This is a genomic window from Bacillus sp. FSL R5-0593 (assembly GCF_038603755.1).
GTDB lineage: Bacteria > Bacillota > Bacilli > Bacillales > Bacillaceae > Bacillus > Bacillus velezensis.
Genome location: NZ_CP152011.1, coordinates 2,702,087 through 2,722,780 on the forward strand (window position 1 = coordinate 2,702,087; position 20,694 = coordinate 2,722,780).

Below are 20,694 nucleotides of genomic sequence, written 5' to 3' on the forward strand. Positions count from 1 at the left end.
GAGTGAAATCACACATCGTACAAAAACGCGTCCCGTCAAAGTGGGACCTTTAACAATAGGCGGAAATAACGAAGTCGTCATTCAGAGTATGACGACGACCAAAACACACGACGTAGAAGCAACAGTTGCGGAAATCAACCGTTTAGCCGAAGCCGGCTGCCAAATTGTCCGGGTGGCATGTCCGGACGAACGCGCCGCTAACGCGATTGCCGACATCAAAAAACAAATTTCCATCCCTCTCGTTGTCGATATTCATTTTGACTACAAGCTTGCATTAAAAGCAATTGAGGGCGGGGCCGACAAAATCAGAATCAACCCGGGAAACATCGGCCGCCGCGAAAAAGTGGAAGCCGTCGTAAAAGCAGCGAAAGAAAAAGGAATTCCGATCCGGATCGGCGTAAACGCGGGTTCTTTGGAAAAACGCATTTTAGAAAAATACGGCTATCCGACTGCTGACGGAATGGTTGAGAGTGCGCTTCATCATATCAAAATCCTGGAAGACCTTGACTTTCACGACATCATCGTCAGCATGAAAGCGTCTGACGTCAATCTAGCCATAGAAGCATACGAAAAAGCATCAAAAGCATTTGATTATCCGCTCCACCTCGGAATTACAGAATCGGGCACGCTGTTTGCCGGAACGGTAAAAAGCGCGGCCGGACTCGGAGCGATTTTAAGCAAAGGAATCGGAAACACGCTCCGGATCTCTCTGAGCGCCGACCCGGTTGAAGAAGTAAAAGTAGCCAGAGAACTCCTGAAATCATTCGGTCTTGCTTCAAACGCGGCTACGCTTATTTCATGCCCGACATGCGGACGGATCGAAATTGATCTCATCAGCATCGCAAATGAAGTGGAAGAATACATTTCTAAAGTCAAAGCGCCGATTAAAGTAGCCGTTCTCGGATGTGCCGTTAACGGACCGGGCGAAGCAAGAGAAGCTGATATCGGGATTGCCGGCGCGCGCGGCGAAGGACTTCTTTTCCGCAAAGGCCAAATCGTCCGCAAAGTCCCTGAAGAAACCATGGTCGAAGAGCTGAAAAAAGAAATCGACAAGCTGGCAGAAGAACACTACGCAAAGCTTGAAGCGGAAAAAGCAAAAGCAGAACAAGAAACACAAAAAGCTTGACGGATATTCCGCCAAGCTTTTTTTGCGTTGTGTTAAAAAAACGGTGTAATGAAGATGCCGAGCACAAGGGAAACAACACCGATTCCCATCGCCCATCCGCCTAAAGCGCCTGCTCCTCTTCTTCTGGCGATATAGCCGACGATAATGCCGCATGCCCCTAATAAAACAGGGAGCACAAACAGGGAAATGATAGAAATAGCCAATGCTGCATACCCTATCCCCCGGCCTTCACTTACTCCGTCCCGATTATCATCACGGTCTGCTGCCCGGTCAGAAGCACGATATGGCTCTGAGATTTCGGCCGCTGTTTCTTCTGAATAAACATCACGCGTGATATCGGTTCCTTCCGATCCATGATCCACGTAGTAGTCGTTGCCTTTTCGATTTTCGTAATCGTATGCCACCTTCAATTCCCCCTTTTTCTTTTATGAAAGGAGCTTTTTTAGTTTCCGCGTTTTTTACGGATTCATGTTTGCTAAACTTTTCTGGTATTGTTAATTGTTTATGTTACACTTGAAGGGATGAATTTATAGGAGTGTGGACATGTTACGGTTAGGTATAGATATTGACGGCACAGTTACGGCACAGGATACATTTGTCCCTTATTTAAACCGCTCATTTCATCTTTCCATTACCTTGGATGATATGACTGATTATGATCTGACGAAGCTTTTGAACATTACAGACGAGGAATTTTGGGAATGGATGAACGTTCATGAAGCAGCCATATATAAAGAAGCGAAGCTCGCGCAATTTGCCAAGCAGGCACTGGACGGACTGAAAGAAGAGCACCGTCTGATCTACATTACGGCAAGACGCGGCCACTTAGAAGATGTTACGCTGGACTGGTTTGCAAACCGGGACATTCATTACGATCACATTGAGCTTGTCGGAGGCCATCACAAAGTGGAAGCCGTCAAAAAACACGGCATTGATTTATTTTTCGAAGATCACCACGGCAATGCGACAATGATCGCAAAAGAAGCAGGCATTCCGGTTATCCTTTTTAACTCCCCATATAATCAGCTCCCCATCGATTCCAATATTATCAGGGTGCAGAATTGGCTTGAAGCCGTCGCCTGGATTAATAAAAACAAACATAGCTTTCAGCATGTCAAAAGCTGAAAAAACCTCCTGTATAAGCAGGAGGTTTTTTATCGGCACGCCGGACAGGTGCCGTAAATTTCAAACTTATGGCCGCTGATTTCATACCCTTCCAAATCATCGTGCAGCTTATCCATCGGACAGGACTCAATTTCCTTCGTTTTCCCGCAGGTTAAACAGATAAAATGGTGATGATGATGGGTATAAGAGCATGTAAAACGGAACAGTTTTTCTCCGGAAAGCTCCGTCGTTTCCAAAATGCCGAGTTCTTCATATAACGAAAGATTTCTGTATATGGTATCAAAGCTCAGACCCGGATAGTCGTCATTTAATGCGGCAAGCACGTTTTTGGCGGTCAGATATTTATCAGAATCAGCAAAAAGCTGCAGCATGTCTTCTCGCTTACTCGTATATTTATACCCTTTTTCTTTCAGCAGGTTCAACGCTTCTTGTACGTTCATGAGGACCTCCCCTTTACAACACGGTATCGCTCCAAAAAGAAAATGGCAGCTGTCTGAACAGCAGGCCATTTTCTTATGATGTATCAAATTATACCTATAAAATGATGAAAAGTAAATGAAAGCCTAGTGAATCGCGGTTTTGAACTTACCGCCCCTCGTTTCATGGGTATTCATGATCGTAATAAAGGCGTTTTTATCAATTTCAAACACAATGGATTTCAATTTAGTCACTTCAAGCCTTGTCACGACCGCGTAAATGACTTCTTTGGTTTCATCCGTATATCCGCCTTTTCCCTGAAGCTTGGTGGTTCCCCGTCCAAGCCGGTGCAATATAGCATCTGAGATCTCAGCATATTGCTCTGCAACAATAATGACCGCTTTTGTTTCATCAAGCCCCTGGATGACGGCGTCAATCGTTTTCATGGCAATATAATAAGTCATGAAAGAATACATTGCCTGCTCCGGACCGAACACAAAACCGGCCCAAATGAAAATAAACACATTGATGAGCATAACGAATTCTCCGACTGAAAAGGGCAGCTTTTTCGTGAGAAGGATACCGAGGATTTCAGTACCGTCCATCGAGCCTCCGTTTCGGATGACAAGGCCTACCCCGAAACCGAGCAAAAGCCCCCCGAATACCGTCGCCAAAATAGGCTGGGTCGTAATGGCCTCCACATGGTGCAATGAGGATTCAATCAGCGCTAAACCGACGATTCCGATAACAGTAGAGATGAGAAATGTTTTTCCGATATATTTATATCCGAAAATCATAAATGGAATGTTGAGTAACACAACGAATAAGGCAAAATTGAGGAGGGGATTGGACATAAAGAGGTGGTCTAAAATTAATGAAACACCGATAATGCCTCCGTCGATAAAATTATTAGGGACCAGAAACAATTCAATACTTACGGCGGCTGAACCCGCCCCGATCAGAATCATAATGACCCTGAAGATAAAGTGTAAAAATGATTCTCTTTTATGCTGTTTATTTGGGGTCATAAAATCTCCTTTCCTATAATAACTATTTTAAACAGTAAGCAACTTTATTTTACCATTAAAAGCTGTAACATTTTAATGATCTGCTCAATACATTATGTCTAAAGAGGTGAAAGTATCGATGATTTTAATACAAAGAATTATTTTGCAGCGGCTCAATCAAGTCACTGCGGACGATCTGCTGAAATATTCCAAGCAATACGGGATCAGCATTACAAGAAGTCAAGCGGCTGAGGTAGCGGCTCTGATGCACGGAAAAAACATCAATATTTTTGATGAACAGGAGCGGCTGCGCCTGCTGAAAAAAGTGGAAACGATAACTTCAAAAGAAACGGCGCGGAAAGTTGACGAACTTTTCAATCAATTCTCAGGGTAAAAAAGGAGGGACACCCGCCCCTCCTTTCTTTCTTATTGAGCTGATATTTTTTCAAGAAGCTCCTTATCAAACTGCTTTTCTTTCAGCATTTCGATTTCAAAACGGTACGGCGGCTTCTTATTTTTCTTGTCTTCGCCTACATACGGCGTTTCGAGGATTTTCGGAATATCGGCAAGCTGCTCGTGATGAACGATGTACTGCAGAGCGTCAAAACCGATCTCTCCGAACCCGATATTTTCATGGCGGTCTTTCCGGGCGCCTTTGATATTTTTACTGTCATTCACATGAAGGACTTTTATCCGATCGATGCCGACGATTTTATCAAACTCGTTAAGAACACCGTCAAAATCATTAGCGACATCATACCCGGCGTCATGGGTGTGGCAAGTGTCAAAGCAGACGGATAGATGTTCATTATGCGTGACTCCCGCAATGATCTCGGCCAGCTCTTCAAAGCTTCTCCCGCATTCTGATCCTTTGCCCGCCATTGTCTCCAGCGCAATCTGCACGTTTTGCCCGGGAACAATCACTTCGTTTAGACCTTCAATGATTTTTTTGATGCCCGTCTCAGCCCCGGCTCCGACATGCGCTCCTGGATGAAGCACGATCTGTCTCGCGCCGATCGCTGCCGTTCTTTCAATTTCAGAACGCAGAAAATCAACGCCCAGCTCAAATGTTGCCGGATTTGTCGTATTTCCGATGTTAATGATGTACGGCGCATGCACGACAATCTCGTCGATGCCGTTTTCCTTCATATGGGCGCGGCCCGCTTCGATATTCAAGTCTTCAATTTTTTTGCGGCGCGTGTTTTGGGGAGCGCCCGTATAGATCATAAATGTATTCGCCCCGTACGAAACAGCTTCCTTGCTTGCGGCAAGGAGCATATGTTTTCCGCTCATTGAGACGTGTGAACCTATTTTCAGCAACCCGATTCCCCTACTTTCCTTTGTTAGATTTGTTTCTTCTCTGCTTTCTTTTTATCTTTTCCATTTCGTAGCCCATTTTCTTTTTATAGCCCGGCTTCACTTTTTTCGGTTTTTTCACAAGGCGCTTCGCCATTTGGTCGGCCTCATTCTCCGATTTTTTGCGTTTTTTGCGGCGGTGGCGGTCATCGCCTTTCTTCCATTCGCCGTTTACAAGCTCCGCATAGTCAAACACAATGCCCATCTTTTCGAGTCTTACGAGCGCATCTTCGTCAGAAAGCTCATAAATGGTCAGTGCCTGGCCTGATGAACCCGCGCGTGCGGTTCTCCCGACGCGGTGAACATAAAAATCCAGATCGTCCGGAAGCTCATAGTTGATGACGTGGCTTACGCCTTTAATGTCAATTCCTCTTGCCGCAAGGTCTGTCGCAATGACATAAGTGAATTCCAGTTCATTAATCTGCTTCATTACCTTCTTACGCTCACGCGGCGTTAATCCCCCGTGCAGAAGACCGATCCTCATGCCCTTTTCAATCAGGTATTTCGCAATATGGTCAGCCGTGTTTTTCGTATTTGCAAACACAATGCCCAGATAAGGGTTCAGATGAGACATCATATCAAAAAGCAGTTTGTCTTTATCACGCTGTTTAGAAGGAACCAAAACATGTTCAATCTTTTCGGCTGTGATTCTTTTCGGCTCAACATGCGCGTACTTCGGATTTTCCATATACTTTTTCAAAAACGGCTTCAGCTTTTCCGGAATCGTAGCTGAGAACACAAGCATCTGAAGTTCTTCTGGCATACGCGACCCGATGTAATCAACGTCTTCTAAAAAGCCCATGTCAAGCATCAGATCAGCTTCGTCAATGACGAGAGACTGCGCTTTATAGACGTTCAATGCCTGCGCCTTAATCAGATCCGCGATCCGGCCCGGCGTTCCGACGACGAGATGAGGCTGTGTTTTCAGCTTATCAATTGATTTTTGCTTGTCCGTCCCGCCGATGAAGCATTTTGTCCGGATCGGCTCATCTTCCGCACCCTGTGTGATTTTGAGCGCTTCCTGATGAATCTGATTGGCAAGCTCTCTCGTCGGCGCCGTGATAACAGCCTGTACCGTATCAGAACCCGGATCAATCCGATTCAAAATTGGCAATAAATAGGCGTGGGTTTTCCCCGTCCCCGTCTGGGACTGCCCGATCACGCTTTCGTTTTTCAGTACGGCAGGTATCAGACGCTTTTGAATATCTGTCGGTTCATAAAAACCAAGGCGGTGAACTGCATCTATAATAAACGGTTTTAAGTTGTATCCATCAAATTTAGTTTCTTTCATTTTTCCCAGCTCCTTAAAGCGGCACATTCTGTGTCCATCATCACATTATAACCGATTTTACTTAAAAACACCATGTCTTGGGGGAATCCTGTTTTCGAGACAGAAAAGCAAATGCCCCCTCCGATGCATATTGTAATAGCAGAGAGACAGAAAGGAGGTACAAGTATGTTTCCACAGCAGCCGATGAGAAATATGGCGCAGCAGGGACGGCCGTTTATGAATCCGCGTATGATGATGGGAGGAAGACCGTCATTGCCGGGACGGCAGCTGATGCAGCAGGGACGGCAGCTTTTCCCTCAGCAGCAGATTGCCGGAGCGGGCCTGAGAAACGCAGGCACGGGCGGCGGAGGGGGCTTAAAAGGGATGCTTTCCCGTTTTTTACCCGGTTCAGGAGGAGGAAGCGCTGCCGCGTCGGCACCGGCGGCGGCCAGCGGAGGAGCAGGTGCAGGACTGCAGGGAATACAGAACCTGGCAAGTCCGGCATCCCTGTCGAGCATGCTCGGCAACGTTCAGAAGGTGCTCGGTGTGGCGCAGCAGGTTACGCCGATGATCCAGCAGTACGGTCCTTTAGTACGGAGTCTGCCCGCCATGATGAAGCTTTACAGCCAATTAAGCAGCAGTGATGACGAGAATGAACCTGACGAGACGAAAGAAACAGACGAACAGGACAAAAAGGATGAAGCTGAAAAAACAGATGAAACAGAAGATGAAAACAAATCAGACGCCTCATCCAAAACATCAAAGAAGACGTCTGAAAAAGCATCCGCTTCAAAAGAAAAAGACGCCGCACAGGCGGACTCAGCGGAACAGCCGCGTCCAAAAAGAACATCGGGCAGATCAAAGCCGAAATTATATATTTAACATTCTTTGATATCTCACGAAAGATTAGCTATAATGAGATCAGAAGAATGCAAGATTTGAGCCGTTTAACTACGGCTTTTTATATTGCCTCTACACTCACTTTTGATAGGAGGACATCTACATTGGACGTTATCAAAATATCGCCGCGCGGCTACTGTTACGGCGTTGTTGATGCCATGGTCATAGCCAAAAACGCGTCACTCGATAAAACACTGCCAAGACCTATATATATACTGGGAATGATTGTTCATAATAAGCATGTCACAGATGCGTTTGAAGAAGACGGCATTTACACGCTTGACGGCACAAACCGTCTGGAGATTTTAAAGCAGGTGGAAAAAGGAACCGTTATTTTCACGGCTCACGGGGTATCTCCGGAAGTAAGAAAAGCCGCTGAGGAAAAAGGGCTTGTTACGATTGACGCCACATGCCCGGACGTCACGAAAACACATGACTTAATCCGAAAAGTAAAAGCTGAAGGTTATCACGTCATATACATCGGTAAAAAAGGCCACCCCGAGCCTGAAGGAGCCGTCGGCGTCGCTCCTGAAATCGTTCATCTCGTTGAAACAGAGGAAGACGTGAGAAATCTCGATATTCAGGCTGAGAAATTAATCGTTACAAACCAAACGACAATGTCCCAGTGGGACGTCCACGATATTATGGAATCAGTCAAAGAAAAGTACCCGTACGTGGAATACCATCAGGAAATCTGCCTGGCCACACAGGTTCGTCAAGAAGCTGTATCAGAGCAGGCAAAAAAAGCGGACTTAACCATTGTTGTCGGTGATCCGAAAAGCAATAACTCCAACAGACTGGCGCAAGTGTCAGAAGAAATCGCCGGAACAAAAGCCTACCGAATCGGAGACATCAGTGAACTGAAGCTCGAATGGCTGAAAGACGTCAATACCGTCGCCGTTACCGCAGGCGCATCAACACCGACACCGATTACAAAGGAAGTCATCCGCTTTTTAGAGCAGTTTGACCACAACGATGAATCGACATGGCAGCTTGAACACAGTGTGCCGCTTAAAAAAATCCTTCCGAAAGTAAAAATAAAAAACTGAGGCCCGGGGCCTCAGTTTTTTTATAAGAAGGTAAATGGGTTTGTATCTGTTTCGGAAGCGAAAATGCGCACATCATAGTTTTTCTCCCCGGCCATTGCCGTAAGCTTCTCAGCCGTGCCTTTTCTCATGATCTTTTCAGCATAATGCCCCGGGTCCACGACGTTTAATCCGATCATCATCGCATCATGCGCTACATGGAAATAAAGATCGCCCGTCACGTAAACATCTGCACCCTTCCGCTTTGCCTGATAAATATATTTATTTCCGTCACCGCCAAGAACCGCGACTTTTTTCACCTTGCTGTTTCGCTCTCCGACCATCCGGACTCCGTTAACGTCAAACTTTTCTTTCACAAACAGCGCAAACTCTTCAAGCGTCATGTCTTGCTGAAGTTTTCCGATGCGGCCGAGCCCTTTTTCAAGCGGAGACTGCTCCACCGGATAAATATCATATGCCACCTCTTCATACGGATGGCTTTTTTTCAGCGCTTTTACGACGGTTTTCTCCATACTTGCCGGAAAAACGGTCTCAAGTCTCACTTCATGGACGAGTTCCAGCTCTCCCGTCTGTCCGATAAACGGTTCTGCCCCGTCCAGCGGCTTAAAGCTGCCGATTCCCTCAGAGGAGAACGCGCAATGGCTGTAATTGCCGATATGTCCCGCTCCGGCGTTGCCAAGTGCGGTTCTTACAGCTTCTTCATAGTCTTTCGGAACATATACGGCAAGCTTTTTCAGCGGGTCCGAATATGTCGGGACGAGCACTTCTGTGTCTGTCAGGCCGAGAGCTTCGGCAAGCAGGTCATTCACACCGCCGTCCGCTACATCAAGATTCGTATGAGCCGCATATACGGCAATATCATGCTTTATACATTTCTCAATCAGTCTTCCGCCAGGCTGATCAGTGGTGATCTGTTTAAGCGGCCGAAAAATCGGCGGATGGTGGGCGATAATTAAGTCAACTTTTTTCTCAATGGCTTCATCTACCGTTTGTTCCAGAACATCCAGTGTCACCATGACATTTTTCACCGGCTTATTCAATGTACCGATCTGCAGGCCGATTTTATCTCCTTCCACCGCAAAAGCCTTCGGTGAAAATTGTTCAAACAGCTGGATGATTTCCTGTCCGTTCACATGTTTAGGCATGTCCGATTACCTCCTTCAGCAGAGAAATCCGCTCTTTCAATTCAGCTAATTTTTCATGACTTTCATGCTTTGCGCTGCGGCTGATCTGTTCATAAATTTGTTCAGTATGCTTAAGTTCCTGGCTCCATTTCCGAAGAAACACATCATTCCTCTCTTTTAATAAAAACGGACCCGCAAGCATTCCGGCAGCCATCGGCACGTCCCGATACGGCGCATCACGGTCGCCAGTTTCCGCAACGAGGATCTCATAACACTTTCCGTCTTCTTCGAGAATCACTTCATTAATCAGTTCATAGCCTTCCTGATACAGCCACTCTCTTATATGAACGGCATGAATATTCGGCTGCAGAATCAGCCGTTCACGCCCCGTCAATTTCGTTTTTCCGGACTCCAAAATATGAGCGATCAGCGCTCCGCCCATGCCCGCGATTGTAATGGCGCCGGCTTCTCCTTTTTCAAGGACGCTCAGCCCGTCACCTTTCCTTACGGAGATAAGAGTGCTTAAGTCCAGTTTTTCCACCTGCTGTTTGGCGGATAGAAACGGTCCGTCTGTAATTTCACCGGCGATTGCCCGGCTTGCCAAATGATTCAAAACGGCATAGCAAGGAAGATACGCGTGGTCCGACCCGATATCAGCAACCAGGGCACCCGGAGGGATATATTCCGCCACAGACTGCAATCTTTTAGATAACTTCATTTCATTCACAATATCACAACTTTTCTCAGGTTCTTTTTCCTTTACTATCATATAAAAAAACCGCCCGGAATCCAAGCGGCGGATAGAGTTTTTCATATGTCTTTTATATAGGGACCGGTAAAGCTTTATTTAATGTCAGAAACCCATTTTGCCATGTCATCCAGCTTTTCGGCCGGCACAAGGCCTGCGGGCATCCCGTTGCCGCCTTTTTCAATTTTTGTTTTAATCTCAGCGACATCTTTTCTTTTGCCGACGCCTTTTAAGTTCGGCCCTGATACACCTTCATAGTTTTCCCCGTGACAGGTGATGCAGTTCGCTTTATAAATCTCTTCAGGTGAAGCGTTTGCAGTTTCCTTCTCGGCATTTTTACTTTCACCGCCGCTTGCGATCTGATGCGCATCTCCATTGCCTTTTACAGCTAAAAAGAAAGTCAGCCCTATTCCCAGCACTGCAATGAGCAAAAAAGGAATCAGCGGATTCCACTTCATATCTCCATCCCCCTTTTTCATTCTCCCCCTATGTAAACACTTCTAATTCTAACTTATTTTTACAAAAAGTAAATGGTCTTGTTCAGCAATTTCTTTGATTTCACAATTTATACAAAAAGCAAAAATAACTGTTTTGTTTATCACAAAATTATCTTTATTCTATTGTATAATGAATTGTATACGCTTACAATAAAGAATATAAATAAACTTATCTCATTTTCCCCCTTTCAGGACATGCCGCATTTTTTCCAAACTCATTTGCAAAACATATGCTTATCCAGTAAAATAAAGGTATATTATCCATATATCTTATACATAAAAAAGAACGGATCAAAAAGACCCGTTCCATTCTATTCGAGAAAATCCTTCAGACGTTTGCTTCTGCTCGGATGTCTCAATTTGCGAAGCGCTTTTGCTTCAATTTGGCGAATACGCTCTCTCGTTACTCCAAACACTTTGCCTACTTCTTCCAAAGTTCTTGTGCGTCCGTCATCCAGACCGAAACGGAGACGCAGCACGTTTTCTTCACGATCTGTCAACGTATCCAGCACATCTTCCAGCTGTTCTTTTAAAAGCTCATATGCCGCATGATCCGACGGAGATGTCGCTTCCTGGTCTTCGATGAAATCACCGAGATGTGAGTCGTCCTCTTCACCGATCGGCGTTTCTAAAGAAACAGGCTCTTGAGCAATTTTTAATATTTCACGGACTTTTTCAGGCGTAAGATCCATGTCTTCAGCAATCTCTTCCGGTGTCGGCTCTCTGCCAAGATCCTGAAGAAGCTGACGCTGCACCCGGATTAATTTGTTGATGGTTTCCACCATGTGAACCGGGATACGGATTGTTCTCGCCTGGTCAGCGATGGCGCGTGTAATCGCCTGTCTGATCCACCAAGTCGCATACGTACTGAATTTATATCCTTTACGGTAGTCAAACTTCTCGACGGCTTTCATGAGACCCATGTTTCCTTCTTGGATCAAGTCTAAGAAAAGCATGCCGCGGCCGACATACCGTTTAGCAATGCTGACAACTAAACGAAGGTTTGCTTCAGCCAGTCTGCGTTTAGATTCCTCGTCACCCTCTTCAATTTTTTGAGCGTAGGTGATTTCTTCTTTAGCAGAAAGAAGATTTACCCGTCCGATTTCCTTAAGGTACATGCGGACTGGATCATTGATCTTTACGCCAGGCGGTACGCTGAGGTCATTAAGGTCAAATTCTTCTTCGGCTTTGGCAAGCTGTTGAATATTAGGATCTTCCGTTTCTTCATTTTCACTAATTAATTCAACACCTTGTTCTCCTAAAAATTCATAATACTCATCCATTTGGTCTGATTCAATTTCAAAGCTGGACATGCGTTCAGCAATTTCTTCATATGTTAAAACGCCACGTTTTTTTCCAGTTTCAGTAAGCTGCTCTTTTACCTGGTCTAATGTAAGTTCTGTTTCTGTTTCGTGGGTTTGTTTATCAGCCATTATGGATCCCTCCTTCCAAAGCTTGCAACGAATTCTAAAAGCGGTATGTTTCTTATCCGACCCGGAAGCCTTCTCTCTTTTTCAGCATGCAGGGCTGCGGATAATAAATGACAATTCATGATGAGGTTAAGCGATCTATTTGCTCCTCCGCAAGGAATCATTGCCAATCAGAACGCAAGCCTCTTTTTGGTGTTACTTTAATGATCGGTTCAATGCAACAATTTCTTGAGCCAGAGACGCAGCTTTCACGAAGTCTTTCTGCCTCTCCGCATCCGCTCTTTCTGCTTCTTTTTCCTTTATCATTGACCATTTTCGGTGATCCAACACTTTTTTTACGTAATCGGATAACTCGGCCTCTGAGAGCTCCTCGTTTACTTGGAGCATCCCTATATCTGAAAGCAGCTGGCTGATTTCCTCATCCTGCACTCTCGCCATAAGATGCTGCGGCGTCATGTCAGCCCCCTCTTCATATACAGCGTACAGGTATGCTGCCAGCGCACGATGTCCGTCAATGTTAAATTCAAAGCCGACACGCTCAATCACTTTCTTTATGACGTTTCGGTCTCTCAGCATATGAGCGAGCAGAAGTCTTTCCGCGTTCTCATAGGCGGGACGGAGACGGCGCCGTTTTGCTTTTGTCGTCACCCGGGCCCGTCTTGTCTGCGGTTCGGCGTTTTTGTCGCCGGGGGCGTTTTGTCTGGCGTAGATGGAAAGCTGTTCCGTCAAAGATTCTACCGAAAGAGAAAATTCTGAGGCGAGCTGCTTCACATACATTTCCTGCTCAAGCGACCCGGAAAGAGCGCTGATTTCTTTCAGCACTTCTTTCATGTAAGCGAGCCGGTCTCCTTCGTCAGATAAGTTTTTCCCTTTGCGGAAATACTGCATTTTAAAAGCCATGACCGTAACGCTTGCATCAATGATATCGGTCCGGAATTTTTCTCCGCCCCGGGTTCTGATATAATCATCAGGATCAAGCCCGTCAGGCAGCATGCTTACTCTTACCTTACAATCGGCTTTCTGAAGCAGGCCGGCCGCTTTCAGCGTAGCTTCGTACCCGGCTTTATCCGAATCGTAGCAGAGAATGACCTCCTGAACATTTCTCCTGAGGATTTTCACATGTTCTTCGGTGAGCGACGTCCCCATTGTGGCGATACTTTCTTTTACGCCTGAGCTGACGGCGGATATGACGTCAGCGAAGCCTTCAAACAGAACGGCTCTCTCCTCTTTCCTGATCGGCAGGCGCGCCTTATGAAAGTTATACAGCAGCTTAGATTTATGAAACAGCGGCGTTTCCGGGCTGTTCATATATTTCGGCTGCTGGCTTCCGAGCGCCCTTCCTGAGAAAGCCGCCACGGCTCCGTGGTGATCATGAATGGGAAACATAATTCTGTTTCTGAAACGGTCAAAATACCCGCTGCCGTCTTCCCTTCTGATCAGCAGACCCGCTTTTTCCATCAGTTCTTCCTCAAAACCGCGCTTTTTCAAGAATTTCGTCATGAAATCCCAGGAATCCAGCGCGTAGCCGATTTCAAACTCATCTATGAGCTCTTTCGTAAAACCCCTTGATAAAAGGTAATCTAACGCTTCCTGGCCTTCCTTTGTATTTATTAGCAAATGATGGTAAAATTTCTTCAGAAGCTCGTGGGCTTCCGCCATCTTCTGCTCTCCGGAAGATTCAGGCCTGGATGCAGAGTGAATCGTTATATCATCAGGGAAATCAATCTGATATTTATCCGCAAGGTGAGAAACAGCTTCCGTAAATGAATAGCCTTCCATCTGCCGTAAGAAAGAGAAAACGTTCCCGCCCGCACCGCATCCGAAGCAATGAAAGATCTGCTTATCGCTGGAGACGGAAAACGAGGGCGTGTTTTCCCCGTGAAACGGACAGAGCCCAAAGTAGTTGCGGCCTTGCTTTTTCAATTGGACATAATCACCTATGACTTCAACAATGTCTGCTGACTGCTGCACCTGATTAACTACTTCATCTGGTATGCGGTTTCCCATCTTATAACACTCCGTCGTACATTATTCGATGTTTTGATTTGAAATCCCTTCATCATTCGACAGGATTTTTTTAAGCAGGGTAACAAATCGATTCCGATCTTCTTTATTTAATTTTTTAGGTCCTTTGGAATGAATGCCGCTTCTTCTCATTTTGCCTGACATATGACGGCTCATCAGAGCGAAGTCAATCGTGTCTTCAGTATAAGAACGGCCCCTTTCCGATAAGACGGCAATATTTCTGTTCAGCAAAAGAGAGGCTAAACCGATATCCTGCGTGACTACGACGTCTCCCGATCTCACATGGTTTGCGATATATAAGTCTGCCGCTTCTTTATGAGGATCAACGTATACCCAGTTCTCGTCTTTGCTTCTGGAAAGCTGGTAGTGTTCAAATGATGCGACGAAAATAACCCGAACGCTGAATTGCGATGCAATGAGCATTATTTCCTCTTTTACGGGGCATGCGTCTGCATCGACAAAAATCGTCTTTTCTTTTTCATTTAGAAGACTAATTCTCCATCCCTCCATCAATCTCCTGCATAAAAACAAGCGAAATCGCATATGCTCCATGACTGCGGATCTATTTTGAGCTTTGTCGAAAAATTTCCGGGAGTTATTCTTGACATCTTACCCATAATAGTTTATTCGTATCACACGAAGCTTAAACCTAAAAATAAACATTTTATCACAATTTTTTATTATAATACAAACTTCGCGAAGATGCCATCCTTTTTGTTTATTCCCTATTTGCATACCCAAAAACCCAGGATAAAGCGTCCTGAGTTATCGGCCCTTTGTTTTGAGATGATGAATGATGTTCGCTGTTTCCTCGACCGCTTTATTCGAAACGTCAACGACTTGGCAGCCGATCCGGTCCACGATTTTCTCAAAATACTCCAGCTCTTCTTTAATTCTGTTGATATTGGCGTAAATGGCTTTGTCATTTAAGCCGAGAGATTTTAACCGTTCTTTTCGTATATGGTTCAGTTTATCAGGGCTGATTTTTAAGCCGATGCATTTTTTCGGATCAACGCTGAACAGTTCTTCCGGCGGATCGACCTCAGGAACGATCGGCACATTGGCCACTTTCAGACGCTTATGGGCAAGATATTGTGATAATGGGGTTTTAGACGTTCTGGATACTCCGAGCAGGATGATATCGGCTTTTAAAATGCCTCTTGGATCTCTGCCATCGTCATATTTGACGGCAAACTCGATCGCCTCGACCTTTTTGAAATAATCTTCATCAAGCTGGCGGACGCGGCCCGGTTCATATTTAGCGGTCAGACCGTAAGCCGATTCCATTTTATCGATGAGCGGACCGATAATATCGTAATACAGCACATTCGCTTTTTCCGCTTGTTCAACCAGGTATTTGCGCATTTCAGGAACAACGAGCGTAAAACAAATAATGCCGCCGTCCGCTTTGGCGAGAGACACGACTTCATTAATGGTGCCGATATCTTCCACATAAGGTATTCTTCTGATATGCGTATCATCTGCTGAGCCGTTAAACTGGCTGAGCGAGGCTTTTACAACGAGTTCGGCGGTTTCTCCGACTGAGTCTGATACTACATAAATGATGCGATTGTCCATGTTATCCCCCCGTTAGTTTTCAAGCTTATATGATTTCATTTTCTGATAAACTGACAAGTATCTTAGTCATATTCGTTTTGGTAAACCGGCCGATGACCTCAAAGCCTTTATCCGTATCTTTAATAACGGGCAGGGCATCGATCTGTTTTTCAATTAAATACTTGGCGATGTCCATCACATAATCGTCACGCCGGCAGACGGCGATATTCGGCATTCTTGTCATGATAATATGAACCGGTATTGAGGCAAGTTCCTGCTGGCCGATGCTCGCCCGCAGCAAATCTTTGCGTGACAGCACACCGACTAAGACAGCATCACGATCTACGACAAATAACGTGCCGACATCTTCTAAAAACATGGTGCAGATGGCATCGTATACCGAGACATTCTCATTGATGACAACAGGGATCGATTGAAAATCTTTCACTTGCAGCTTTTTCAGTTTATCCGCAAGCAGCTGATTTCCCGTTTTCCCCGTATAAAAATAACCGACCCGCGGACGGGCCTCTAAGAAGCCTGACATGGTGAGTATGGCCAAGTCCGGCCGCAGCGTGGCCCTCGTTAAATTGAGCTGTTCTGCGATATGCTCTCCGGTAATCGGGCCGTTTTCCTTTACAATCTGTAAAATTTGTTCTTGCCGTTTATTTAATTCGATCGTACTCACCACCTTTATGGAAGGGTTTCTTTATCTATGTTTTCATTCTGTGATGTTTATGTAAAAGGGGAAAAGACGATTGCCGATCACACAGCAACCGTCTTTTTCTTTATTTTACAATAAGATGATTCATATTAGCAAAAGACTTGATCACATCTGCAAGAGCGGTCATTTGCGCTAAACGGTTGGTTTTTAATGCTTCATCGTCCGCATTTACCATCGTGTGATTAAAGTAGTCTTCAATCGGCTCCTTTAATCCGCTGAGCACGGCAAGCGCCTGTTCATAGTTTTTGGAGGCAAAGCTTTCCGCGACACTGTCTTTTGTTTGTTGATAAGCGTCAAACAGCTTTTTCTCCTGTTCATTTTCAAACAGATCCGGATTGATATCGCGGCTCTCGCCTTTTTTGCTGATGGAGATGACCCGGCCGAGTGATTCAGCCGTTTCTTTAAAGCCGGGTGTGCCGAGGTGCTTCTCAAGCACTCTTGCCTTATGAACGGCTGCATACGGCTCAAGCTCTGTGCTGTCCAGAACGGCTTCGATAACGTCATGACGGATGTCTTCAGCGTTTAAGACGTATTTCAGACGCTGTGTAAAGAAATCGAGGAGCTCATTTTCTTTTTCCGTTTCTGTCAATGACAGCAGCTCTTTAAAAGAAATGCCCCAGTTGCGGTCGATCAGAATGGAAACGATGCCGCTTGCCTGACGGCGCAATCCGTACGGATCCTGAGAACCTGTCGGAATTACGTCAATGCTGAAGAAGGAAGCAATCGTGTCCAGTTTATCAGCTAACGCCACGACCGCGCCGGTAAAGGTTGAAGGCACTTCTCCCCCGGCCGCTCTCGGCATATAGTGCTCATTGACTGCGGCAGCGACGGCTTCATCTTCACCGAGCATGCGCGCATATTTTTCTCCCATCACGCCCTGAAGCTCAGGGAACTCATAGATCATATGTGTAACCAGGTCAAATTTAGAAATCTCTGCGGCGCGCTTCACAAGGTTTTGCGTCTGTTCATCCGCTTTCAGGCGGACGGCAAGTTTGCCCGCAATGGCGGCCGCTCTTCTTACTTTATCTCCAAGGGAGCCGAGCTCTTCATGGAAAACGATATTTTCCAGTTTCTTCACGTTTTCATCAATGTTCAGCTTTTGGTCTTCTTTGTAGAAGAACGCAGCATCTGAAAGCCTTGCTCTCAGCACTTTCTCGTTTCCGCGGGCAACATTTTCAATTGCATGGCTGTTCCCGTTTCTTACCGTAATAAAATGAGGCAGCAGATTCCCGTTTTCATCTTTTACCGGGAAGTAGCGCTGATGCTCTTTCATTGTTGTTACAAGTACTTCTTCAGGGATAGAAAGAAACTCGGATTCAAAAGATCCGTAAAGCGCCGTCGGGTATTCCACCAGATGGTTGACTTCGTTCAGCAGGTCCTCATCGATCGGAATGTTCCATTTCTTCTCGGCCGCAAGCGCGTCCAGCTGGCTTTGGATCATTTGTTTGCGTTCTTTCGGGTCAGCAATGACGCTTTGTTCTTTCAGCAGCTTTTCGTATGATGACGGTGCATCAACAGATACTTCTTGGCCGAGAAAGCGGTGTCCCTGCGTGTTCCGGCCCGTCTCGACATTTGTGATTTCAAACGGAATGACGTCTTTCCCAAAGAGAGCGATAATCCATTTGATCGGACGGATATAGCGCAGATCCTGCGTGCCCCAGCGCATGTTTTTCGGAAAATGCATTCCGGCAATCAAATTTTCCAGCTGCGGTAAAAGTGTCTTCGTCTCTTGTCCCGCCTGGAATTTTTGAACGAAGACATATTCCGTGCCGTTTACATCTTTTATATACAGATCATCCACTCCGGCGCCTTGGCCTTTTGAAAATCCGATAGCGGCTTTTGTCCAGTTTCCGTCAGCATCCAGAGCGATTTTTTTCGCAGGGCCTTTTGCTTCTTCCTGAATATCAGCCTGTTTTTCTGCTACGTCTTTTATATATACTGCCAGACGTCTCGGCGTATTAAAAAGTTTCACTTCGCCATGGGCGATATTTTTTTCAGCCAGCCAGTCGGTCAGCTTTTCACCGAGCTGCACCATGCTGTCATGTAAAAACCGCGCCGGCATTTCCTCGAGTCCGATCTCTAAAAGCAAGTCTTGTTTACTCATGGGAAGAGCCCTCCTCTTTAAGCATTGGGAACCCTAATTTTTCCCGTTCTTCATAATACGTTTTTGCCACTTTTCTCGCTAAGTTGCGGACACGGCCGATATAGCCCGTCCGTTCCGTCACCGAGATCGCGCCTTTTGCATCGAGCAGATTAAATGTGTGAGAGCATTTCAGCACATAATCATAGGCCGGATGCACGAGCCCGTTATCCATTTGTCTGATCGCTTCTTTTTCATAGGTGCTGAACAAATGGAAAAGCATATCCACGTCAGATGTTTCAAAAGTATAAACGGAATGCTCATATTCAGCCATCATAAATAAATCTTTCACAGTAAATCCTGACGTCCATTCAAGATCAAAGACGTTTTCTTTATCCTGAATATATGACGCGAGACGTTCAATACCATACGTGATCTCAACGGATACCGGTTTACATTCAATTCCGCCCACCTGCTGGAAGTATGTAAACTGAGTAATTTCCATCCCGTCAAGCCATACTTCCCAGCCGAGACCTGCACAGCCTAAAGACGGGTTTTCCCAGTTGTCTTCTACGAAACGGATATCATGTTCAAGCGGGTCAATGCCGAGCGCACGCAATGAATCAAGGTAAAGCTCTTGAATGTTATCAGGCGACGGCTTGATAATGACTTGGAATTGATGATGCTGATAGAGCCTGTTCGGGTTTTCACCGTACCGTCCGTCCGCAGGCCGTCTGGACGGCTCAACGTAAGCCACTCTCCACGGTTCCGGCCCGATGCTTCGTAAAAATGTATACGGGCTCATTGTGCCTGCGCCTTTCTCCACATCATACGACTGCATGAGCACACAGCCTTCATTCGACCAGTGCTTCTGCAAGGTTAAAATCATATCTTGAATGTTCATTTCAAGCACCTCCACTTTCTCCATTCTTTTACAAGTGCGGCGGCAACCAAAAAACTCCCGTCTCTATGCTTGCCGGCCGCAAACATAGGGACGAGAGTTCTCCCGCGGTTCCACCCTAGTTGCTGAGGATGTGAATCACTCAGCCTCTTTTTAAAGGGTTGCTCGAGAATGCCTTTCGTTGCGCGCTCATCCTTAGCTTACACTGCCCTAAGGTCGCTTGTATGAGTTGGACGCAAGTACTTCTTTCTGTCACTGCAACATATTTTATAATAAATGATCATATAAAAAGATGGGCAGAATGTCAACTTTTGTTTTCATCCAAAAGGTTCTTCATGCTTTCCATCTGATCTAAAAACCGTTTTGACTTTAAATAAAGTCCTGAATATTCCTCGTAATACAGATCAATGACCCGTTTAATTTCGTTTTTGGTTTCCTGTTTTAACGAGACGCTGCCGAGCCTTCCGATATCAAAGTAATAAAAAAGCCTTAGCAGCCTTGCCGTTTGCGGCGAAATCGGAACTCTGTACGGATCCTTTTCAAAGCAGCGGTGGCAGATAAACCCGTTATCTCTTATCGAAAAATGAAACGTTCCTTCCCCGCTTTTGCAGTGGACACAATGATTCAGCTCCGGATACAGCCCCATGACGCCGAGCATTTTCATCTGCACGATGAAGGTGATCACGTCCGGGTCAGTCCCGTCATTCAGCCTCTTAAAGGATTCGAGAATCAATTCGAATAAATAGGGGTTCGGTTTCTTCTCTTCCGTTCCTTTGTCAGTGAGTTCAGCGATAAAAGCGGCATACGCCGTCAAAAATAAATCTTCTCTGATCGTTCTCATGCTGAGAATCATTTCACCCTGCTGGAGCGTGCCGAGTCCGGATGTTCTTTGCATTAAAAATGACCCGTACAAAAACGGCTGGCTGACTGCTGACAGCCGGCTGGCTGACTTCCTGGCGCCCCTTGCCATGACGCCGATTTTGCCGTGTTCCCTCGTCAGCAATGTCACGATTTTATTCGTCTCCCCGTAGTCATTCGTACGGAGCACGATTCCTTCACATTTAGTCAGCATTTCCGCACCTTCCAACAATGGGAGGGGCCAAGAGGTTTACAAAATTGGAAAATCAATTCGGGCTAGCTCATCTTCCGGTTCTTCGGGTCTTTCCAGGTTCTCTTTTTCCAGTTCTTTAAAAAGAAGGTACGTATCAACACTTCCTGTTTGAGAAAATACGTTCCAGGTAAAATTCAACACAAAAAACCCACCTTTCATCATTAAACTAGCTTGCAATCCAAATTCTTACCCTTATCTTGACCTGATGTCCTCCTTTTCATGTTAAACAAATTTTGCTAACGAATCCCTGCTT

General features: G+C 45.7%; 22 protein-coding genes. 5 read left to right on the forward strand and 17 right to left on the reverse strand.

Translation table 11 applies throughout. The features are described from left to right. The first annotated feature begins 7 nt into the window (after nucleotides 1-7). Nucleotides 8-1,126, forward strand: a complete 1,119-nt coding sequence (gene ispG, locus NYE36_RS13265; protein ID WP_169510269.1) for a flavodoxin-dependent (E)-4-hydroxy-3-methylbut-2-enyl-diphosphate synthase — start codon at nucleotides 8-10, stop codon at nucleotides 1,124-1,126. 32 nt (nucleotides 1,127-1,158) lie between these two features. Here ispG and NYE36_RS13270 read toward each other — a convergent pair whose 3' ends face one another. After that, complete coding sequence (locus NYE36_RS13270; RefSeq protein WP_094032240.1) at nucleotides 1,159-1,536, reverse strand: DUF308 domain-containing protein; 378 nt, start codon at nucleotides 1,534-1,536, stop codon at nucleotides 1,159-1,161. A gap of 133 nt (nucleotides 1,537-1,669) precedes the next feature. Between NYE36_RS13270 and NYE36_RS13275 the strand changes: the two genes are divergently transcribed. Then, the gene (locus tag NYE36_RS13275) at nucleotides 1,670-2,251 is read left to right on the forward strand and encodes a hypothetical protein (RefSeq protein ID WP_094032239.1); all 582 of its coding nucleotides are present in this window, start codon (nucleotides 1,670-1,672) and stop codon (nucleotides 2,249-2,251) included. A gap of 29 nt (nucleotides 2,252-2,280) precedes the next feature. Here the strand turns inward: NYE36_RS13275 and NYE36_RS13280 are convergent, their stop codons facing one another. Then, complete coding sequence (locus tag NYE36_RS13280; protein WP_003153018.1) at nucleotides 2,281-2,691, reverse strand: Fur family transcriptional regulator; 411 nt, start codon at nucleotides 2,689-2,691, stop codon at nucleotides 2,281-2,283. 123 nt (nucleotides 2,692-2,814) lie between these two features. Beyond that, nucleotides 2,815-3,696, reverse strand: coding sequence for a YitT family protein (locus tag NYE36_RS13285; protein ID WP_007408296.1), 882 nt, complete (start codon nucleotides 3,694-3,696; stop codon nucleotides 2,815-2,817). A gap of 118 nt (nucleotides 3,697-3,814) precedes the next feature. Here NYE36_RS13285 and NYE36_RS13290 point away from each other — a divergent pair, with 118 nt between their 5' ends. Continuing rightward, nucleotides 3,815-4,069, forward strand: a complete 255-nt coding sequence (locus NYE36_RS13290) for a DUF2624 domain-containing protein (protein WP_003153013.1) — start codon at nucleotides 3,815-3,817, stop codon at nucleotides 4,067-4,069. A gap of 32 nt (nucleotides 4,070-4,101) precedes the next feature. Here the strand turns inward: NYE36_RS13290 and NYE36_RS13295 are convergent, their stop codons facing one another. Together NYE36_RS13295 and NYE36_RS13300 are read right to left on the reverse strand one after the other, a co-directional pair. After that, a complete protein-coding gene (locus NYE36_RS13295) occupies nucleotides 4,102-4,995 on the reverse strand; it encodes a deoxyribonuclease IV (RefSeq protein WP_012118004.1) in 894 nt (297 codons plus the stop codon). A gap of 10 nt (nucleotides 4,996-5,005) precedes the next feature. Continuing rightward, nucleotides 5,006-6,322, reverse strand: a complete 1,317-nt coding sequence (locus tag NYE36_RS13300) for a DEAD/DEAH box helicase (RefSeq protein WP_094032238.1) — start codon at nucleotides 6,320-6,322, stop codon at nucleotides 5,006-5,008. A 165-nt stretch (nucleotides 6,323-6,487) separates the two neighbouring features. On the opposite strand from NYE36_RS13300, the gene vrrA reads away from it, so the two are divergent. Beyond that, nucleotides 6,488-7,183 (forward strand): VrrA/YqfQ family protein, encoded by a 696-nt coding sequence (vrrA, locus tag NYE36_RS13305; protein WP_094032237.1) that lies wholly within the window; start codon nucleotides 6,488-6,490, stop codon nucleotides 7,181-7,183. A gap of 122 nt (nucleotides 7,184-7,305) precedes the next feature. Beyond that, complete coding sequence (locus tag NYE36_RS13310) at nucleotides 7,306-8,250, forward strand: 4-hydroxy-3-methylbut-2-enyl diphosphate reductase (RefSeq protein WP_012118007.1); 945 nt, start codon at nucleotides 7,306-7,308, stop codon at nucleotides 8,248-8,250. A 20-nt stretch (nucleotides 8,251-8,270) separates the two neighbouring features. On the opposite strand, the gene NYE36_RS13315 is transcribed toward NYE36_RS13310, so the two are convergent. The 12 genes from NYE36_RS13315 to NYE36_RS13370 form a co-directional block, all read right to left on the reverse strand. After that, nucleotides 8,271-9,392 carry a Nif3-like dinuclear metal center hexameric protein gene (locus tag NYE36_RS13315; protein ID WP_094032236.1) on the reverse strand — a complete coding sequence of 374 codons (1,122 nt, stop codon included), beginning with the start codon at nucleotides 9,390-9,392 and terminating at the stop codon, nucleotides 8,271-8,273. Continuing rightward, nucleotides 9,385-10,089, reverse strand: a complete 705-nt coding sequence (locus NYE36_RS13320; protein ID WP_094032321.1) for a tRNA (adenine(22)-N(1))-methyltransferase TrmK — start codon at nucleotides 10,087-10,089, stop codon at nucleotides 9,385-9,387. Before NYE36_RS13320 ends, NYE36_RS13315 begins: the two co-directional genes overlap by 8 nt. Before the next feature lie 125 nt (nucleotides 10,090-10,214). Then, entirely contained in the window at nucleotides 10,215-10,577 is a 363-nt protein-coding gene (gene cccA / locus NYE36_RS13325) for a cytochrome c550 (RefSeq protein WP_003152999.1), read from the reverse strand. A gap of 350 nt (nucleotides 10,578-10,927) precedes the next feature. Continuing rightward, entirely contained in the window at nucleotides 10,928-12,049 is a 1,122-nt protein-coding gene (gene rpoD / locus NYE36_RS13330; RefSeq protein WP_003152998.1) for an RNA polymerase sigma factor RpoD, read from the reverse strand. A gap of 192 nt (nucleotides 12,050-12,241) precedes the next feature. Beyond that, on the reverse strand, nucleotides 12,242-14,053 hold the full coding sequence (gene dnaG / locus NYE36_RS13335; RefSeq protein ID WP_015417838.1) for a DNA primase: 1,812 nt from the start codon (nucleotides 14,051-14,053) through the stop codon (nucleotides 12,242-12,244). A 21-nt stretch (nucleotides 14,054-14,074) separates the two neighbouring features. After that, nucleotides 14,075-14,581, reverse strand: coding sequence for a YaiI/YqxD family protein (locus NYE36_RS13340; RefSeq protein WP_014418404.1), 507 nt, complete (start codon nucleotides 14,579-14,581; stop codon nucleotides 14,075-14,077). A gap of 255 nt (nucleotides 14,582-14,836) precedes the next feature. Next, the gene (locus NYE36_RS13345) at nucleotides 14,837-15,649 is read right to left on the reverse strand and encodes a pyruvate, water dikinase regulatory protein (RefSeq protein ID WP_003152991.1); all 813 of its coding nucleotides are present in this window, start codon (nucleotides 15,647-15,649) and stop codon (nucleotides 14,837-14,839) included. A 25-nt stretch (nucleotides 15,650-15,674) separates the two neighbouring features. Next, the gene (gene ccpN / locus NYE36_RS13350) at nucleotides 15,675-16,313 is read right to left on the reverse strand and encodes a transcriptional regulator CcpN (RefSeq protein ID WP_003152989.1); all 639 of its coding nucleotides are present in this window, start codon (nucleotides 16,311-16,313) and stop codon (nucleotides 15,675-15,677) included. Nucleotides 16,314-16,413: 100 nt separating this feature from the next. Beyond that, the gene (gene glyS / locus NYE36_RS13355; protein ID WP_241457556.1) at nucleotides 16,414-18,453 is read right to left on the reverse strand and encodes a glycine--tRNA ligase subunit beta; all 2,040 of its coding nucleotides are present in this window, start codon (nucleotides 18,451-18,453) and stop codon (nucleotides 16,414-16,416) included. Further along, nucleotides 18,446-19,333, reverse strand: coding sequence for a glycine--tRNA ligase subunit alpha (gene glyQ, locus NYE36_RS13360; RefSeq protein WP_003152984.1), 888 nt, complete (start codon nucleotides 19,331-19,333; stop codon nucleotides 18,446-18,448). Before glyQ ends, glyS begins: the two co-directional genes overlap by 8 nt. Nucleotides 19,334-19,634: 301 nt before the next feature. Next, nucleotides 19,635-20,402 (reverse strand): DNA repair protein RecO, encoded by a 768-nt coding sequence (gene recO, locus NYE36_RS13365; protein ID WP_007408287.1) that lies wholly within the window; start codon nucleotides 20,400-20,402, stop codon nucleotides 19,635-19,637. Nucleotides 20,403-20,438: 36 nt separating this feature from the next. Next, nucleotides 20,439-20,582, reverse strand: a complete 144-nt coding sequence (locus NYE36_RS13370) for a YqzL family protein (protein ID WP_007408286.1) — start codon at nucleotides 20,580-20,582, stop codon at nucleotides 20,439-20,441. Nucleotides 20,583-20,694 lie beyond the last annotated feature (112 nt).

Excerpts from the sequence above, each read along its gene's own strand:
- NYE36_RS13275 (WP_094032239.1), top strand. The coding sequence starts at position 1,670 with ATGTTACGGTTAGGTATAGATATTGACGGCACAGTTACGGCACAGGAT.
- NYE36_RS13280 (WP_003153018.1), bottom strand. The coding sequence starts at position 2,691 with ATGAACGTACAAGAAGCGTTGAACCTGCTGAAAGAAAAAGGGTATAAA.
- NYE36_RS13285 (WP_007408296.1), bottom strand. The coding sequence starts at position 3,696 with ATGACCCCAAATAAACAGCATAAAAGAGAATCATTTTTACACTTTATC.
- NYE36_RS13290 (WP_003153013.1), top strand. The coding sequence starts at position 3,815 with ATGATTTTAATACAAAGAATTATTTTGCAGCGGCTCAATCAAGTCACT.
- NYE36_RS13300 (WP_094032238.1), bottom strand. The coding sequence starts at position 6,322 with ATGAAAGAAACTAAATTTGATGGATACAACTTAAAACCGTTTATTATA.
- vrrA (WP_094032237.1), top strand. The coding sequence starts at position 6,488 with ATGTTTCCACAGCAGCCGATGAGAAATATGGCGCAGCAGGGACGGCCG.
- NYE36_RS13315 (WP_094032236.1), bottom strand. The coding sequence starts at position 9,392 with ATGCCTAAACATGTGAACGGACAGGAAATCATCCAGCTGTTTGAACAA.
- NYE36_RS13320 (WP_094032321.1), bottom strand. The coding sequence starts at position 10,089 with ATGAAGTTATCTAAAAGATTGCAGTCTGTGGCGGAATATATCCCTCCG.
- cccA (WP_003152999.1), bottom strand. The coding sequence starts at position 10,577 with ATGAAGTGGAATCCGCTGATTCCTTTTTTGCTCATTGCAGTGCTGGGA.
- rpoD (WP_003152998.1), bottom strand. The coding sequence starts at position 12,049 with ATGGCTGATAAACAAACCCACGAAACAGAAACAGAACTTACATTAGAC.
- dnaG (WP_015417838.1), bottom strand. The coding sequence starts at position 14,053 with ATGGGAAACCGCATACCAGATGAAGTAGTTAATCAGGTGCAGCAGTCA.
- NYE36_RS13340 (WP_014418404.1), bottom strand. The coding sequence starts at position 14,581 with ATGGAGGGATGGAGAATTAGTCTTCTAAATGAAAAAGAAAAGACGATT.
- NYE36_RS13345 (WP_003152991.1), bottom strand. The coding sequence starts at position 15,649 with ATGGACAATCGCATCATTTATGTAGTATCAGACTCAGTCGGAGAAACC.
- glyS (WP_241457556.1), bottom strand. The coding sequence starts at position 18,453 with ATGAGTAAACAAGACTTGCTTTTAGAGATCGGACTCGAGGAAATGCCG.
- glyQ (WP_003152984.1), bottom strand. The coding sequence starts at position 19,333 with ATGAACATTCAAGATATGATTTTAACCTTGCAGAAGCACTGGTCGAAT.
- recO (WP_007408287.1), bottom strand. The coding sequence starts at position 20,402 with ATGCTGACTAAATGTGAAGGAATCGTGCTCCGTACGAATGACTACGGG.